The following is a 15,694-nucleotide window of genomic DNA, read 5'->3' as shown; positions in this document are numbered from 1 at the left end:
ATACTCTTATTCACGATGACGAGTATAAAACATCACGAAAACTGTGTGATTGCTACATAACCTGTGTGAATTCCATAGCTCATTAATATAAACGCACTGGTTTTTTTAAATATATGATTCGACAGCCAATGGTTGAGCCTTTCCGCCATGGCGCCAACCAGTAGCATTGCGGGCAGGGTTCCCAGTCCGAATGCCAGCATAACCATCGCACCCGAAACGGCATTCCCGGCGACAGCTGCCCAACTGAGGGTCGAATAAACCAAACCACAGGGGAGCCAGCCCCAAATGAGACCAAATGGAAAAGCAGCAATGGGGGATTTCAGCGGCAACATCGATTTCGCAAAAGGTGAAATGCGACGCCACAGCGATTGCCCTAAAAATTCGATTTTAGTTATGCCTTGCCACCATTGGCCAATATAAAGCGCCAGCAGGATCATCATCAGAGCCGCGCACAGACGCAGATAGAGAAGGGCGGAGCTGATACCACTGAACGATGCCATGCCAGCGACGGCGCCGCCAATGAGCGCACCTGCGGTCGCATAAGAAGCCAGACGACCAGCGTTATACAACAACAGGAAAGGAAAGCGCTGGCCTTGTTGCTGACCTGGCATACCAAGCGTGATGGCAGCAGCAATACCGCCGCACATGCCAAGACAATGGCCTGCACCCAGCAGGCCAATCGCAAAAGCGGCAAAGAAATCTGTTGTCACTGTTTTTTCTCTGCTTCAGACGCTTTGGAAAGATGATCAGGCTTTGAATTGTCATCATTTTCATCAAACAGAATGTCATACCCCTGTCTTTCGAGGTCTTCAAACTGTTCTGATTTCACTGCCCAGATAAACACAGCAACCGCAATACAGACGAAAATGATTGCAATTGGAATCAGCAGATAAAGGCTAGCCATCTTCTTTTAATAACCTCAGTGAATTGGACACAACAATGATGGAACTGGCCGACATGCCCAAAACCGCAATGTAAGGGGCAACCAGACCTGCAACCGCCAGGGGTAGAATAACAAGGTTATAGCCTAACGCCCATGACAGATTCTCGCGTATGATCTTGCGTGTTTTCATCGCAAGTTTGCGTGCTTCCAGTATCCGGCTGAGGTGGTCTCCTAAGAGCACCATGTCTGCAGACGATTTTGCAATGTCAGTACCGCTGCCCATCGCCAGTGACAAATGCGCTCCAGCCAACACAGGCGCATCATTGACACCATCACCAATCATCAGAGTAATCTGATGCTTATCCAGTTCCTGCAGATAATTCAGTTTGCCTTGTGGTGTCGCCCCGCTTACCAGCTTATCGACAGCGAGTTGTTCAGCGACGCGTGTAGCGTTGTCTGAATGATCACCTGTCAGCATGGTGACCTGAATTCCTTCCGACTGAAAGGCACTGATTAATGCTTTACTGTCAGGGCGAATCGGATCATCCAGTTTGAAAGCGGCGATTGCCTGTCCATCACAAGTCAGCCAGACCTGAAAATCCTCTTCGTTTGGCATCTGGGCTTGATTAAAAAGCGCAAATGATGCTTTACCAATTCGCCACTCCTGGCCATTGCGATATCCTTTCAGCCCAAAACCGACTTCATTGATCACCTCATCAAACGAAAAATCGGAGTTTCGGTGAGATGAAAATGCTCTGGCAATCGGGTGATTCGCAAAGCGTTCAAGTTCGGCTGAGATTGAAAGAACTTCAGCTTCACTCTGGTGAGAGAAACACGCCGTTGTTACAATTCGGACATTGCCTTCTGTGAGGGTCCCGGTTTTATCAATCACAAGCTGATTGATATTACATAAGGTTTCCAGAACATGGCCGCGTCTTAACAAAATACCGAGACGTCCAATACGGGACGTTGCACACGTCAGCGCTGTCGGTGTTGCCAGCGATAAGGCACAAGGGCAGGTGGCGACCAAAACAGCCAGTGTAATCCAAAGGGCATCGTCGGGCCTGGTCTGATGCCAGTATAGCCAGGTGCCGGCTGCAATCATCAGAATTGTGGCGACAAAATATCGCGCGACAACATCGGCTAATTCAGCAATCTTGGGTTTTGATGCCTGAGCTTCGTCCTGGAGGCGAATGATATACGAGATCAGAGAATGCTGGCGATCCTGGGTCACTTGAATATTCAGGTTGCCATCACCATTTATCGTACCTGCGTAGACATCTTCACCACTGATTCTGCGAACAGGTAATGGCTCGCCTGTCAGCATGGATTCATCAATCACGCTGCTTCCTGAAACAATCACGCCGTCTGCAGGTAGGCTCTCTCCGGGCAGAATGGTGACAACGTCACCTACTTTCAGACTTTTTGCTGCAATCTGACTGCCATCGGCGAGATTGGCCATGGCCGGGATAAGTTTGAGCAGATTCGCACTGGCAGCAGCAGCTTTACGCCTTGCTCGCATTTCCAGGTAACGCCCAATCAATAAGAAGAAAGTGAACATCGAAATAGATTCAAAGAAGACTTCACCTTTCTCTGTGACTGTTGCATAAAAACTGGCTACGTAAGCAAAAATCAGAGCGATAGAGACGGGAACGTCCATACCCAGTGCTCTGGCTCTCAGATTCCGCCAGGCATTGAGATAAAAGGGTAATGCGGAATAGAGCAGGACAGGGGTTGCAAATAAAAGGCTTACCCAGCGGAAATAATTTCTGAAGCTTTCATCAAGATCACCGAAAACTTCAAAGTACAGCGCTACCGCCAGCATCATGACTTGCATCGTTGCCAGACCAGCAATGCCCAGCCGGTACAGGTAGTTCTTCATTGTCTGATGGTAATGCTGTTCCTGATTATCAGCTTCAAAAGGAGCCGCTTTGTACCCGAGACGATGTATCGCAGATAAGAGTTGGCTGAGTTTTGCTTGAGCAGGATCCCAACTGAGCAAGGCACGATGCGTCGTTGTGTTTACCCGAATATTGAGCACCCCATGTTCACGTTTGAGCTGCTTTTCAATCAACCATGCACAGGCCGCGCAAGAGACACCTTCGAGTGACAATGTCACTTCGTTTGCATTCTCACTGGATCGGACAAAATCCTGCTGAATATCTTCGTTATCGTAGAGAGACAAAGATTGTAGTTGTTGAGGCACCAAATCGGCTTTATCTGCTGTGACTGTACGATACTCGTAATAAGATGTTAAACCACTATCGACGATAGTCTGTGCAACAGCTTCGCATCCCGGGCAGCACATACTTCGTGCCTCTCCCAGGATCTCGACATTCAAATGAGTATCTTGTGGAACCGGATCACCACAGTGGTAGCAAGATTCACTCATCTTTGCTTCTGTCCATAAAGTGGAATCGGGTCAGATGAGGGGAGATTCAAACGACCATTCAGCATCCAGTCGCCTTTGAAAGGCTCAACTTCAACAAACCAGGGACCGTCAATTGACTCCGGAGCGGAGAAACGATAATTCCCTTGCATATCCGGGCTGATCATTTGAGTGAAGTCTTTTTCAGCCAGCGTTCGGTGCGTAAACATCACACGTAAAGTCGGGAAGGACTTCAATTCACCCTTGTTCAGACGGAGAACGATATCGGTGTCGCTCACGCTGATATTCGCCTGGATTTTCAGAGCGTCAGAAACACGAAGTCGGGAAAAGTCCTGATTGATTCCTTTTCCTTTCTTGTAATAATCCTCAGCAACTAAATCGACCTTGTTCTGCGAGAAGACATACAGTGCCGTCATACTGTAGACGACAGAGATGGTTGGGATCGCAATTATGAACCAAGGCCAAAACTGCTTATACCATGGTTTTTGCATTGTGAATCCTTTATCGAATCTATAAAAAGAGCCCCTGATTTTAGCAGGGGCTCAGTGGCATATCTTCAGTGAAATTGTCAGCAAACGTCAACAATCAACTGATTCGTAACAGAAATATGAATTACTGTTCGCTGTTGCTCAGACCCCAGACATATGCAGAGATAAGCTGGATTTTTTCTTCACCCAGAATATGCTCCCATGCTGGCATAACACCTTGACGACCGTGAGTGATCGTCTCAACAACCGCACGACGTGAACCGCCAAACAGCCAGGTGTTATCTGTCAGGTCAGGTGCACCGAAAGCCGGGTTACCTTTACCGTCAGTACCATGGCAGGCAGCACAGACAACAAAGCGTTGTTTACCTGCAGCAGCTTCTTTGGCATTTACTTTACGTCCAGACAGGCTCAGAACATAGCTGGCTACTTCTTGTACACCGTCTTCACCTAAAGTGTCAATCCACGCAGGCATTGCACCTTGACGGCCATGCATGATGGTTGTCTTGATCGTCTCAGGTTCACCACCGTACAGCCAGTCGTTGTCTGTCAGATTCGGGAATCCTTGCTGACCACGAGCATCAGAGCCATGGCACTGAGCACAGTTCTGCAGGAACAGACGCTGGCCAACACGACGGGCTTCTGAATCTGCTGCAATCGCTTCGATTGGACGAAGATGATTACCAGACTCATCATAAGCCAGTGTCTTAAACAGCTCACCGTAGGATTGCTCAGCATCACCCAGCTCTTTGGCATACTGGTTCAGTTCTTGTTGTTGCTGGGCGTTTGCAATAGAAGCTTTTGACTCAGCGACAGTACGAACTGTTTGATCTGAACTCTGCCAACCAAACAAACCTTTGAAATTACCTAAGCCCGGATAAAGCGCCAGATAAACCAGTGAGAAAATGATGGTCCCCCAAAACATGTAAGACCACCACTTAGGCAGTGGGTTGTTAATTTCACGAATACCATCGTATTCGTGTCCCATGTCTTCACCTTCTTCTACACCCATTTTGTCGCGGCTACACCAGATCAGAAGACCTGCCATCGCGGCTAAGGTGCCAAGCGTGATGACTGAGACCCATATACTCCAAAACGTAGACATTCTTATTTGCTCCTGTCTTTTTCACGCGTGGCCATATCCAGTTCTTCGTCGGCAAACACAAGGTTTGCAGCTTCGTCGAATTGAGATTTACGGCGTTTACTGTAGGCCCAAAGGACAATACCAATAAAGCTAGCGAACAGGATGACTGTCCAAATGCTATGAATGGTTCCAATATCCATGGTGCCTCCTTATTTCATCGCGTGACCTAACGACTGAAGGTAAGCAATAAGTGCGTCCATTTCAGTCTTGCCTTTCACATCATCACCAGCTTTTGCGATTTGCTCATCAGTGTAGGGAACACCGAACTTATCACGGAATAATGCCAGCTTTTTAGAGGTGATTTTTCCATCTAACGTGTTCGTTTCCAGCCAAGGGAAACCAGGCATGTTAGATTCAGGAACGACATCGCGTGGGTTACGAAGGTGGACTCGATGCCATTCATCTGAATAACGACCACCAACACGCGCCAGGTCAGGACCTGTACGTTTTGAACCCCACAGGAATGGGTGTTCCCAAACACTTTCACCGGCAACGGAATAATGGCCGTAACGTTCTGTTTCTGAACGGAACGGACGAACCATCTGGCTGTGACATACGGTACAACCTTCACGGATGTAAATATCACGGCCTTCCATTTCCAGGGCGGTATATGGGCGCAGGTTTTCAACAGGCTCAGTGGTTTGCTCCTGATAAATCAGCGGTGTGATTTCAACCAGGGCACCAAAGCTGATTGCAATGACAATCAGAATGGCCAGCAAACCAGCATTTTTTTCTACAAGTTCGTGACGAAAGCTCATCTGTTGTACTCCTTAAGCTGGTTGCTCTACGGCTTTCAGGCTGTCTTTGGGTGCGACAATCGTCTTATATGCGTTGTAAGCCATTAAGAGCATGCCTGTTACAAAGACCAAACCACCGCAGAAACGCACGAAGTAGAACGGATAAGATGCTTGTAGGGCTTCAACAAAGCTATAAGTCAACGTACCGTCAGTATTCACCGCACGCCACATCAGACCTTGCATCACACCAGAGATCCACATTGCAACGATGTACAGAACTGTACCAATAGTTGCCAGCCAGAAATGCACGTTAATCAGTTTGATTGAGTACATACGTTCTTGGCCAAAGAGTTTTGGAATCAGGTGATAAACCGAACCAATGGAAACCATTGCAACCCAGCCTAATGCACCGGAGTGTACATGGCCGATTGTCCAGTCGGTATAGTGGGACAGGGCGTTGACTGTCTTAATTGCCATCATTGGGCCTTCGAAGGTTGACATGCCGTAGAACGACAGAGAAACAACCAGGAAGCGCAGGATTGGGTCATAACGCAGTTTATGCCATGCGCCTGACAGCGTCATGATACCGTTGATCATACCACCCCAGGATGGTGCAAACAGTACCAGAGACATCACCATACCCAGAGACTGAGTCCAGTCTGGCAAAGCGGTGTAGTGCAGGTGGTGAGGGCCTGCCCAGATGTACAGAGAAATCAGTGCCCAGAAGTGCACGATAGACAAGCGGTAGGAATAAACAGGACGACCAGCTTGCTTAGGAACGAAGTAGTACATCATTCCCAGGAAGCCGGCAGTAAGGAGGAAACCTACTGCGTTGTGACCGTACCACCACTGAACCATGGCATCGACAGCACCAGAGTAAACCGAGTATGACTTCGTCATAGAGACCGGAATTGCCATACTATTTACAATGTGCAGCACAGCCACTGTCAGGATGAAGGCACCGAAGAACCAGTTTGCCACATAAATGTGGGAGGTCTTTCGTTTAATCATGGTCCCGAAGAATACGACAGCGTAAGCAACCCATACGACAGCAATCAGCACATCGATTGGCCACTCCAGCTCAGCATATTCTTTACTGGTTGTGAATCCCATTGGCAGCGAAATCGCTGCTGACAGGATGACGGCTTGCCAGCCCCAGAAGGTAAACGACGCTAACTTGCCACCAAACAACGTGGTTTGACATGTACGTTGAACGACATAATAGGATGTCGCGAACAGCGCACTGGTACCGAATGCGAAAATCACTGCATTGGTATGCAGCGGACGCAGACGGCTGTATGTCAACCAAGGGGTGTCAAAGTTAAGTGCCGGCCATACCAACTGAGCGGCAATAAATACACCAACGCTCATTCCGACAATTCCCCACAGTATGGTGGCTATAGTGAATTGACGAACGACCGTATAGTTGTAGTTTTGATCAAGCTGCTTTACTTGGCTCATGTTGCATGCTTCCACTAAAAATTTTCAACTACACTCTTGTTTCTTTGCGAACAACTTCATTTCGCAATGCCACCCAAAGCTTAGCTATATGCTGTGTTGTTTTTATAACCAATTCGACACAGAAATTGCTATTTTGTTGTAAAAGTGGCATTTTCAGCACGCATAATACTTGAGATGAGAAATGAATGACAGTGCGATGGCAACGCACTTGTTATCGCTCACTATTTTTATGTGAAAAGTTTGAACTCTGTAACATGGGAAATGTATACAATCATGGCAGCTCAAAAATTAACAAAAGCCCGACTGATTCAAATTCTGGTCTTACTTGCTGTGCTGATCACAGCATTTGTATGGAGAACAATTACATATAAAGAGGTGAGGCCTGCAGAGGAAGTCTCTGTTTTGTGCCAAAAGGAGTCGGGAGAATGTGTTGAAGATATATCAAAAAGGAAGATGGAAATTCGCTTAATTCAGCTTCCTGAAAAAGGGGGGAATCAATACCAGTTGCAGTTGCCTTTGGACTTTGTTGTGTCTCATGCGGTGCTGATTTCCCCCGCAAATGTCACTCAGGCAGAGACTATTGTTTTAAATGTTACTAAGTATTTCATACAAGGTAACTTTTCTCTGCCTGAAAGCTCTGCGATGACCTCAGGATGGAAAGTCAGAATTGAGTCTGACGAAGGTGTTTATATATTGATTTTTTAGATCAAAATAATTCATATTAAACATGTAGATATGATTATTTTAATCAACTTTTCATGATTTGATTTCTGATGATGAGTTTAAATGGCTTTTTTATCAAAAACTCGATTTGATACTTTAAAGACCTGACCATTCATGTGAGCAGTTTCTTTGCTAACTAAAAAACGTACCATAGCCGCGACATCACTAAATTGATTTGCATCAGTTTTATCATCGTTTTTACTGTTCAGAGAGTAACATGCAGCATGTACCCTGACATCTGGCGACAAACTGTTCGCCATCGACTCAGTCAGGCCGATCAAACCATGACTGCAGACGGAGAGTACTTCATTGTTCACTGCTGTGTCCTGCGGGGTAGGAACGACATGGACAATTACACCCTGGGTTGTTTTGAGTAAGGGGAAACACAGTCTGGCTGTAAATAGGGGGGCAGTTATCTGTTGATGTAAGGCCTGATTCCAGTCGAGCAGATCCAGCTCTGTGAACGAGATATCATGACCAGGCGGAGTCAGTGGCGGGTTATTTACTAATGCATCCAGTCGACCAAACTGCGACTGAATTTCTTGCACCACAGATTGAATGTCAGACTCTTTGTAGCAATCAGCCTTTCGGAACCGCACTCTCGGATCCTCTGCCACGAGGTCATAACCTGCATTTTCATCATTACTTAACGCGATGACAATCGACTGCGTCGCAGCGATCTCTTTACAGATACGTTTGCCTAACGCTGTTGTTCCTTCTGTTACGATGATTACTGGTTGCTTTGTCATGTCCGTATCTGCTCTGTGAAGAATTGCTACCTAGTAATAACGGTAGCTTGTCCGCAGACTTAAGAGATTTTTTAATAAAAATTCAATCGTCTGCTGATCCTCAAATTGAAACTGTCTATCATGAGGAAGATACACTAACAGCCGCGAATGAAGCATGGAAATCCTTACCAGTTACTCCACCTTGGGTGATACAGAGTCAGCAATTGGCGAAGCCGTTGAAAAACTCAAAGCCAGGCTGGTTCGTCCCAGCCTTCTGCTGGTTTACTTTTCCGGACATGAAGATGCCAATCTCATCAGGCAGCAGCTCGTTGCCGACTTCCCTGATACTCAGATCTTAGGGTGTTCATCCTGCCAGGGCATTTTGACAGAATTAGGATATTTTCCTGATACCGTGATTGGTCTTTGGGCCGTTTTTGATTTTAACGGCGCTTATGGCTCGGCATTGGTTTCCACACACCAAAGGCCAGGGCAAATGGCCCGGCAAGCCGTATTAAAAGCAATCCAAAACACGGGCCGTTTAGGCGAGCTGCCTTCAATGATTTTATTGCACGCCAGCCCTGGCGCAGAAGAAGAAGCGATCGAAGCAATCTCTCAGGAGTTCGGTACGCCGGTTCCCATTATCGGCGGCAGTGCAGCCGATGCAAATGTTGCAGGTCAATGGCAGCTTTTTACTCAGGACCATACCTCTTCTGAAGGGGTCGCAGTCAGTGTCTTCTATCCAACTTGCGAAGTCAGTTTTTCATTTCATTCCGGGTATGCGAAAACAGGGCTGTCTGCGGTTGCGACTAAGGTTGACGGCAGGGAACTGATCGAACTTGATCACCGGCCCGCTAAAGAAGTCTATGAGGAATGGATAGAGCATTCGTTAAACTACAACGAATCGATCATGTCTCTTTCAGCCTTGTACCCGTTGGGGCGGGTTGCCGGAATCTTACATGATTTACCTTATTTTAAACTGGCTCATCCCAATTCAGTTACTGAACGTGGCGGAATTACGTTATTTGCTTCTATAAAGGAAGGAGAACGTTTTTATCTGATGACGGGCACAGAAGACAATTTGGTAAATCGTGCTGGTCGTGATGTTGGCGGACTGGTAGAAAGTCATCACCAAATTGAGGCGATTGGTGGCATCAGTATTTATTGTGCAGGCTGTATGCTTCAGGTGAAGCCAAGAATGGCGCAGGTTGCTGAAAAAATGCGGCAGGCTATGTGTGACGCGCCATACATTTGTCCATTTACCTTCGGCGAGCAGGGGCAGTTTGTCGGTGGTGAGAATGAGCACGGCAATTTGATGATATCTAAAGTTTTATTTTACCGGGAATGAAAAGCATGACAGGGAAAGAAACAGAGACTTTACAGGAAACCCTGCTTGCATTGCTGAGAAGCCAGGAACGGGAAAAACAACTCAGAGACGAATACTCGGCAATTCTGGCTGGCATGTCTGCAATGGCTGGCGCAAATAATAAGCGTCAGGTATTTAACAGTCTGCTGGCCGTTTTGCGTAAGTATATTGGTTTTGAACACGCCCTGGTACTGACTCGGGAAGATGAATCCTCTCAACTTGAAGAGCTTGTTACGACCTGTGTTCATTTCGAAGGCTGCAACTGGGAAGTCAATCAAACCTTTATCCGGGCGATTAATGGTGAAAGTATCGCGCTGTTTGATCCTGCACAGGTTTCTGAATTCAAGAGGTTATCTAAAGATAAACTTGCCTTATGTCGTTCCGTTTTGATGACCGGCGTCAAAGTCAGCTCCGGAGACGCGTTACTCCTGTTTATTCATTCTGAACCAGGACAATTTGGTTCCGCCTGTAAACGGGTTCTCGCGCGTTTCAGACCGTTACTTGAGCGTGCCATCATTGATATCGATTACCGGGAAAGACTGCAAACTCTGGTCACGGTCAGAACACAAGAACTGCTACACAGCCAGCAACGATTCAAAGACTTTGCGAATACAGTTGGTGACTGGTTTTGGGAGATCGACACAGAATTTCGTTTTACCTACATTTCGGCTCCTGATCTGTCCAACCACGTGATTGATAAAAAAAGCCTTTTGGATTTATTTGATGACGACAAAGATTTTCAGACTAAGCTGCGGCACAAGCTGCTTAAAAATGAAGATTTTGAAGATCTTGAATGGCAGTTACCAGGCATTGAGGGTGGGGCATGGATTAGTTTCAGTGCCAGTCCATATTTCAATAAGCATGGTGAGTTAAGAGGCTACCGGGGTACGGCGAAAGACATTACCAACAAGAAGCAACGGCTGGTTGAGTTACAACAGGCCCGGCAACAAGCGGAATCAGCGAACGCAGCCAAGTCACAATTTCTGGCGATGATGAGCCATGAGATACGTACTCCGTTGAATGCGGTTCTTGGTTTGATGGATACACTGGCTGATTCAGGCCTCGATGCCAATCAATTGAAATGGATCAATCAGATGGAGCAGTCTGCCCAGCTTCTTCTGACTATTATTAATGACATTCTGGATTTGTCCCGTATTGAATCTGGTAAATTCGATTTATATCTGGAGCCGATGTCTGTTACGGATTGCGTCAGTCTTGTGGTTGAGCAGCTTGAAGATCAGGCCATGAAGAAAGATATCACTCTGAGTGTCAGTGTTGATCCAGCTGTGCCGGCAAGGATGCTTGGTGATAAAAACCGTGTCACCCAAGTCATGTTCAATTTGATCGGGAACGCCATTAAATTTACGGATCAGGGTTCAGTCAAAGTTGCTGTCGCAACAGAGAATAATGAAGTCACGGTAAAAGTGATTGATACGGGCATTGGTATTTCTGCAGAAGCACAGAAGAATCTGTTCAATCCATTTGTGCAAGCAGATGGCAGCATCACTCGGCGTTATGGCGGCACGGGTCTTGGTTTGGCAATTAGCCGGCATCTCATTGAGAAAATGCAGGGAAGAATTTCACTTCAAAGTCAGCTCGGGCAAGGAAGCTGCTTTACTGTTTTCTTGCCGATCACTGTGGTTGAAACACAGCAAGAAGAACAGACACTGAAGCCCAAAACCACTCAGAGTCGATCGCTTTCTATTTTGTTAGCCGAAGACAGCAAGACAAACCAGATGGTTGCAAAACTAATGCTCGAGAAGCGAGGACACAAAGTACAGGTTGCCGATCATGGCCAGATGGCTTTGGATATGGTTATGGCATCGCCAACGCAATTCGATTTGATTCTGATGGATATTTCCATGCCTGTTATGGATGGTATGGAAGCAACCCGAAAGCTCAGAGAAAAACAGTGCGAGCTTCCGATTATCGCTTTGACGGCAAACGCCATGCATTCTGATCAGGTCGAGTACCGGGAAGCTGGAATGGATGGATTTTTAGCAAAACCAATCCGCGTTCCGGAACTTGATAAAATGTTAAGTGAGTATGCTGAAATTGTCTCGGTGACAGAATAATTCTCATCTTTCCACAGACAAACGCTAGGCGTTTGTCTGTCAGGTTATTCCACTTAAGATTGAAGGACCAGGCAAACTAACATTTGCAGCAGAGCTTAAATCATAGTGTGAATTACCTATTTTATGGTAAATCCAATTATGGTTAAATTGCTGCTCAAACATGTCAGAACCAAGACCATCTGAGAATAGGAGTAGGCAGGATATAAAAAGTATAACTTCCTCCGGACACATCATTTAACATAATCTATGTTATGCGCACTGAGCGTGTAAGATCTAGTTAGAAGTGTCAGGTTTGAGCCAGATTGAAATGTCATGTTGTTCTAGCTTCAAAACACGCTTTCTTTAACCGTGTTTGGAGCCCGTGGATGCTATTAACCATGACTGATAATGAATTATTGAGAATCGAGCTTATCCAAGACATCTGTGACAAACGGCTCACCGGTGTTGAGGCTGCCGGTTTACTTAAACTGAGTCCGCGCCAAGTTTATCGTTTGGTCAAACGCTTCATTGAATTAGGTGCTGCTTACCAGCGTATATCCTAATTATGCTCCAAGGAATCCAAATGTATGACCAGGTAAATGTGTTAGATACGAATGACTGACAGTTTCAGAGCTTCATGGATTTATCGGGTTGGCTCACTTAGATGATGACCATTATTTCTGACCAGAGGCAATAATCTGATGTCTGTCCAAGCAAAGAATCAAACTCATTGATAAATGATTTCTCAGGAAATAACGCGATCATTTCCAATATTATCAGCATCAGCCAATACTGGACGGAACCTTACACAAAAAGTTACGCGGTAACCTAGCTAGCTTATACTTAAGCGATTTTTAATTTCACGAAGGACACGTTCAGGGTCAGATTGCCATAGCTGGAATGGTACCGGGAGTACTTGCAGTCCGGCGCGCTGGAAGGTTCTGTGAGTATTGAGGTCAAAGTATCCTTCAAAATCGCCACTGTAACCGATTAAATCGAGGCCTAGCGTGCTTTCTCCATGCTGACAAATCACGTCAATATTTTCTCCTGCAACAAAAGCGCCGACCCAATACTGAACCCCTGCCCGTTCCAGCGCTTGTTTGATCTGGTCAGTGAAATCACAAATAAATGATTCCGCGTTTTGCTGCGTCGTCGTAGCTTTATCGTTATGAGAAAAGCCAAGATACTGGCGGAGCAAATTCTGATGACTCAACACTTCGGGAATGAACGAATGAAAGATAACCTGTGACTTCCTTGCGCGAGTCACCATGACATTAAACATATCCTCCCGATTTAAGTATGCTGCAGCCCGAGCACTGTTTTCATCTACAGCCATCGACAGAATCATGATGTCACGCTCTTCACCTTGAAATCCATAAGGCGTTGAGACCCGCAGCGCATACCGTTGTATTACTTCATACGAAAACTCTTTCTCTACCGCTTTCTCAATAAAAGCAGCCTGTTCTCTGAACGGAGAGATGACTCCGATTTTTGGTGGGTACGCCGCGTTACGAAAAGCATCAAGATAAGATTGAATTAAAGTAATCACAGCTTCTTTTTCTGCTGAGTTACGCCCTGTTTTAGTACGTTGGCCTTCTGGCAAATAAATAAATTCTAATGCAGGTTGCTGTGAGCCCCCCGGGCGTGCCTGCATGATTTTCAGACGATTACCATAGAAGTATTGATTGCTGAATCTGATCAGATCGGCTTGGCTCCGGTAGTGCTCATCCAGAAACGTCACAGCACTTTGATTGGATAAACTGGCAGACACACAATCCAGCAGTGACTTATCACGATAAGCGAAGTTCTCTAACAAATGTTCTGGTAAGCCTTCTTCATGCCAGAATTTGTTCTGTTGGCCGCGAGAAAGAAAAGAAACATGACGGAGTTGCTTCACATCACCTGCAACAACCGCCCGCTTGGCACGATAAAGTGCCGGCAGCGCGCTTGCGATATCGCATTGGGTCGCTTCGTCAAAAATGACCACATCAAATAAGGATTCGTGCAACGGTAAAGACTGGCTCAATTCATCTACTGTAACCAGCCAAATCGGTAATGCTGTCGTTATCGTTGTAAAATCGGTATCCCTGAAACGTTCTTCCTGAGTCTTCGAGTTCCTTGCTTTCAATGCATCCCAGAACTGATGCATTGTCCTGCGCTGTGTCTGAAGCACATCAGCCAGTTGTTCATTCCTGATCCGGTTAATTTCTGACATCGTCAGGCTGTTGTAAACTTGTGTGGCACGTTGCAGTGTCTCTTGTGTTTCCCATAACGCACTTTCTCTAATAAAACGACTCAGAAAATTTGCTTTGAGTTTTTGTAACCAGGTTCCGGAGTTATGTCCGCTTGCGTAACGAGCAATCCATAAAGCTCGTGAAAACTCTTTTTCAGCCTTTGCGAGTTCAGCACCTGTCTGTTTCAGCTGCTGTGCAGAGTTATCATCATGTGACACCGTCACTCTTAGACCGGACAGCAGAATACTCTCCAGATACTGGCGCATCGTTTTATTAAAGGATGTGCTGTTAGCATGAACAAAGCCACCTTCAAGACCAAAACCATCCCGGAGTTTTTCCGCAATCACATCAATGGCCTGATCTGTTTTAGCTACGATTAAAACAGATTCACCATGCATCATACGGTCGATAGCCATCGCAGCAATGGTAAAACTTTTCCCAGTGCCTGGAGGTCCGGCCAGGATGCTTAAAGGTTGGTGCGCAGCATTTTTCAAGGCCTGTTGCTGAGGCAAACTCAACTGATATGGTAAATGGCATGCGTGAGATGTTGTTTTTCTTTGTTGCTTCTCACGATGGCTTTCTAAATGAAACAATTGCATTAATGGCTGAGAAAGCGATTGCCGTTGTTGCATCAGATTCAATTCATGTAAAACGCCCCGACTCCCTCGGCTTCTGTCTGCAAGAAAGAGTCCGCTGGCACACACCAGCTCAATGTTATCCGTGCCGGAAATTTTCATTGTCTCTGATGCGCATTCTAAAACCGGCCATCTGGCTAAACTTTCAAGGCGTTGTACCTGACAATGTGTCCCCAACCAGTGTCCGACTTGGGCAATATAAATGTCGGTCAGCGGAAACACTGGTTCTGGAAATGTATCAATCACCTGCGGATCAATCTCAGGGTTAAGTATTTGCCTCAGGAGCGCGTTGTTTAATCGAATGTCAGTCACATCAACCTGAACACATCTGTGTTCGGCATCATCAAGAACCAGTTCAGCCGGCAAATAAAGTAATGGCGAAAACAGCTGTCGTTGTGCAGCAATACCATTCGTAATATTTATCTGCCCTTTGATCATCAGACTACCGTAGATCAAACGCTTTTCTCTTCGATACAAATCGACCTGCTTCGCCATCTCTTCCGCAACTTTATCGACGACAGGTTGCCTGGGTAATTTACCGCTGAGCAGGTTTTCTTCTTCTCGAATCCATAGCCTTCGATCCTGCCGAATTTTTAAGACATTCGACAAAGAGAGATCATGACTGTCTTCACGATAACAGCGCCGATAATATTTCAAATAAGCGAGTGGAGAAGCCTGCATTGACAAGGTCACACCTGATACATTGAGTGATGATGGCTGAGTTTGAAACCATGTTTATGACAAACATACCATTTTACTGGGATGCCCCTCTCTTGGGTTGATAGATATCGTGAGGAATATCTAAACTTTCAGCAATCATTCAGTTCAGCAGAGATGTTCCCTGTTTAAGCTAGATAA

Annotated in this window: 14 protein-coding genes; 4 read left to right on the top strand and 10 right to left on the bottom strand. The window is 46.1% G+C overall.

Going from position 1 to position 15,694, the window contains the following annotated elements:
* Positions 1-32: 32 nt before the first annotated feature.
* From L4174_RS08355 to ccoN, 8 genes are all read right to left on the bottom strand, one after another.
* Positions 33-710, bottom strand: a complete 678-nt coding sequence (locus tag L4174_RS08355) for a sulfite exporter TauE/SafE family protein (RefSeq protein WP_248140324.1) — start codon at positions 708-710, stop codon at positions 33-35.
* Positions 707-904: a cbb3-type cytochrome oxidase assembly protein CcoS gene (gene ccoS, locus L4174_RS08350; RefSeq protein ID WP_248140323.1), complete on the bottom strand. Its 198-nt coding sequence runs from the start codon at positions 902-904 to the stop codon at positions 707-709. The genes L4174_RS08355 and ccoS overlap by 4 nt, the downstream gene beginning before the upstream one ends.
* Positions 897-3,275 carry a heavy metal translocating P-type ATPase gene (locus tag L4174_RS08345; RefSeq protein WP_248140322.1) on the bottom strand — a complete coding sequence of 793 codons (2,379 nt, stop codon included), beginning with the start codon at positions 3,273-3,275 and terminating at the stop codon, positions 897-899. The genes ccoS and L4174_RS08345 overlap by 8 nt, the downstream gene beginning before the upstream one ends.
* Positions 3,272-3,763, bottom strand: a complete 492-nt coding sequence (locus L4174_RS08340; protein WP_248140321.1) for a FixH family protein — start codon at positions 3,761-3,763, stop codon at positions 3,272-3,274. Before L4174_RS08340 ends, L4174_RS08345 begins: the two co-directional genes overlap by 4 nt.
* A 121-nt stretch (positions 3,764-3,884) precedes the next feature.
* Positions 3,885-4,862 (bottom strand): cytochrome-c oxidase, cbb3-type subunit III, encoded by a 978-nt coding sequence (gene ccoP, locus L4174_RS08335; protein ID WP_248140320.1) that lies wholly within the window; start codon positions 4,860-4,862, stop codon positions 3,885-3,887.
* Positions 4,863-4,864: 2 nt separating this feature from the next.
* Entirely contained in the window at positions 4,865-5,041 is a 177-nt protein-coding gene (locus L4174_RS08330) for a CcoQ/FixQ family Cbb3-type cytochrome c oxidase assembly chaperone (RefSeq protein WP_248140319.1), read from the bottom strand.
* Between the two features lie 9 nt (positions 5,042-5,050).
* On the bottom strand, positions 5,051-5,659 hold the full coding sequence (gene ccoO / locus L4174_RS08325) for a cytochrome-c oxidase, cbb3-type subunit II (RefSeq protein ID WP_036751999.1): 609 nt from the start codon (positions 5,657-5,659) through the stop codon (positions 5,051-5,053).
* A 12-nt stretch (positions 5,660-5,671) separates the two neighbouring features.
* On the bottom strand, positions 5,672-7,099 hold the full coding sequence (gene ccoN, locus L4174_RS08320; RefSeq protein ID WP_248140317.1) for a cytochrome-c oxidase, cbb3-type subunit I: 1,428 nt from the start codon (positions 7,097-7,099) through the stop codon (positions 5,672-5,674).
* A 273-nt stretch (positions 7,100-7,372) separates the two neighbouring features.
* Here ccoN and L4174_RS08315 point away from each other — a divergent pair, with 273 nt between their 5' ends.
* Complete coding sequence (locus L4174_RS08315) at positions 7,373-7,804, top strand: hypothetical protein (protein WP_248140315.1); 432 nt, start codon at positions 7,373-7,375, stop codon at positions 7,802-7,804.
* A gap of 77 nt (positions 7,805-7,881) precedes the next feature.
* On the opposite strand, the gene L4174_RS08310 is transcribed toward L4174_RS08315, so the two are convergent.
* Complete coding sequence (locus L4174_RS08310; protein ID WP_248140312.1) at positions 7,882-8,571, bottom strand: SDR family NAD(P)-dependent oxidoreductase; 690 nt, start codon at positions 8,569-8,571, stop codon at positions 7,882-7,884.
* Between the two features lie 154 nt (positions 8,572-8,725).
* On the opposite strand from L4174_RS08310, the gene L4174_RS08305 reads away from it, so the two are divergent.
* The 3 genes from L4174_RS08305 (at position 8,726) to L4174_RS08295 (ending at position 12,530) form a co-directional block, all read left to right on the top strand.
* The gene (locus L4174_RS08305) at positions 8,726-9,895 is read left to right on the top strand and encodes an FIST signal transduction protein (protein WP_248140310.1); all 1,170 of its coding nucleotides are present in this window, start codon (positions 8,726-8,728) and stop codon (positions 9,893-9,895) included.
* Between the two features lie 5 nt (positions 9,896-9,900).
* Entirely contained in the window at positions 9,901-11,988 is a 2,088-nt protein-coding gene (locus L4174_RS08300; RefSeq protein ID WP_248140308.1) for an ATP-binding protein, read from the top strand.
* Positions 11,989-12,353: 365 nt separating this feature from the next.
* On the top strand, positions 12,354-12,530 hold the full coding sequence (locus L4174_RS08295; RefSeq protein ID WP_248140306.1) for a helix-turn-helix domain-containing protein: 177 nt from the start codon (positions 12,354-12,356) through the stop codon (positions 12,528-12,530).
* Positions 12,531-12,799: 269 nt separating this feature from the next.
* On the opposite strand, the gene L4174_RS08290 is transcribed toward L4174_RS08295, so the two are convergent.
* Positions 12,800-15,517, bottom strand: coding sequence for a DEAD/DEAH box helicase (locus L4174_RS08290; protein ID WP_248141642.1), 2,718 nt, complete (start codon positions 15,515-15,517; stop codon positions 12,800-12,802).
* Positions 15,518-15,694: the final 177 nt, after the last annotated feature.

This window comes from Photobacterium sp. CCB-ST2H9 (assembly GCF_023151555.2).
Classification (GTDB): Bacteria; Pseudomonadota; Gammaproteobacteria; order Enterobacterales; family Vibrionaceae; genus Photobacterium.
Note: the sequence above shows the minus strand (reverse complement) of the source record. Positions and strands in the feature narration are given on the sequence as shown.

Coding starts and splice junctions, on each gene's coding strand:
- L4174_RS08295 (WP_248140306.1), top strand. CDS start 12,354: ATGCTATTAACCATGACTGATAATGAATTATTGAGAATCGAGCTTATC.
- L4174_RS08310 (WP_248140312.1), bottom strand. CDS start 8,571: ATGACAAAGCAACCAGTAATCATCGTAACAGAAGGAACAACAGCGTTA.
- L4174_RS08305 (WP_248140310.1), top strand. CDS start 8,726: ATGGAAATCCTTACCAGTTACTCCACCTTGGGTGATACAGAGTCAGCA.
- ccoP (WP_248140320.1), bottom strand. CDS start 4,862: ATGTCTACGTTTTGGAGTATATGGGTCTCAGTCATCACGCTTGGCACC.
- L4174_RS08345 (WP_248140322.1), bottom strand. CDS start 3,275: ATGAGTGAATCTTGCTACCACTGTGGTGATCCGGTTCCACAAGATACT.
- ccoO (WP_036751999.1), bottom strand. CDS start 5,659: ATGAGCTTTCGTCACGAACTTGTAGAAAAAAATGCTGGTTTGCTGGCC.
- L4174_RS08330 (WP_248140319.1), bottom strand. CDS start 5,041: ATGGATATTGGAACCATTCATAGCATTTGGACAGTCATCCTGTTCGCT.
- L4174_RS08290 (WP_248141642.1), bottom strand. CDS start 15,517: ATGCAGGCTTCTCCACTCGCTTATTTGAAATATTATCGGCGCTGTTAT.
- L4174_RS08300 (WP_248140308.1), top strand. CDS start 9,901: ATGACAGGGAAAGAAACAGAGACTTTACAGGAAACCCTGCTTGCATTG.
- ccoN (WP_248140317.1), bottom strand. CDS start 7,099: ATGAGCCAAGTAAAGCAGCTTGATCAAAACTACAACTATACGGTCGTT.
- L4174_RS08340 (WP_248140321.1), bottom strand. CDS start 3,763: ATGCAAAAACCATGGTATAAGCAGTTTTGGCCTTGGTTCATAATTGCG.
- L4174_RS08315 (WP_248140315.1), top strand. CDS start 7,373: ATGGCAGCTCAAAAATTAACAAAAGCCCGACTGATTCAAATTCTGGTC.
- ccoS (WP_248140323.1), bottom strand. CDS start 904: ATGGCTAGCCTTTATCTGCTGATTCCAATTGCAATCATTTTCGTCTGT.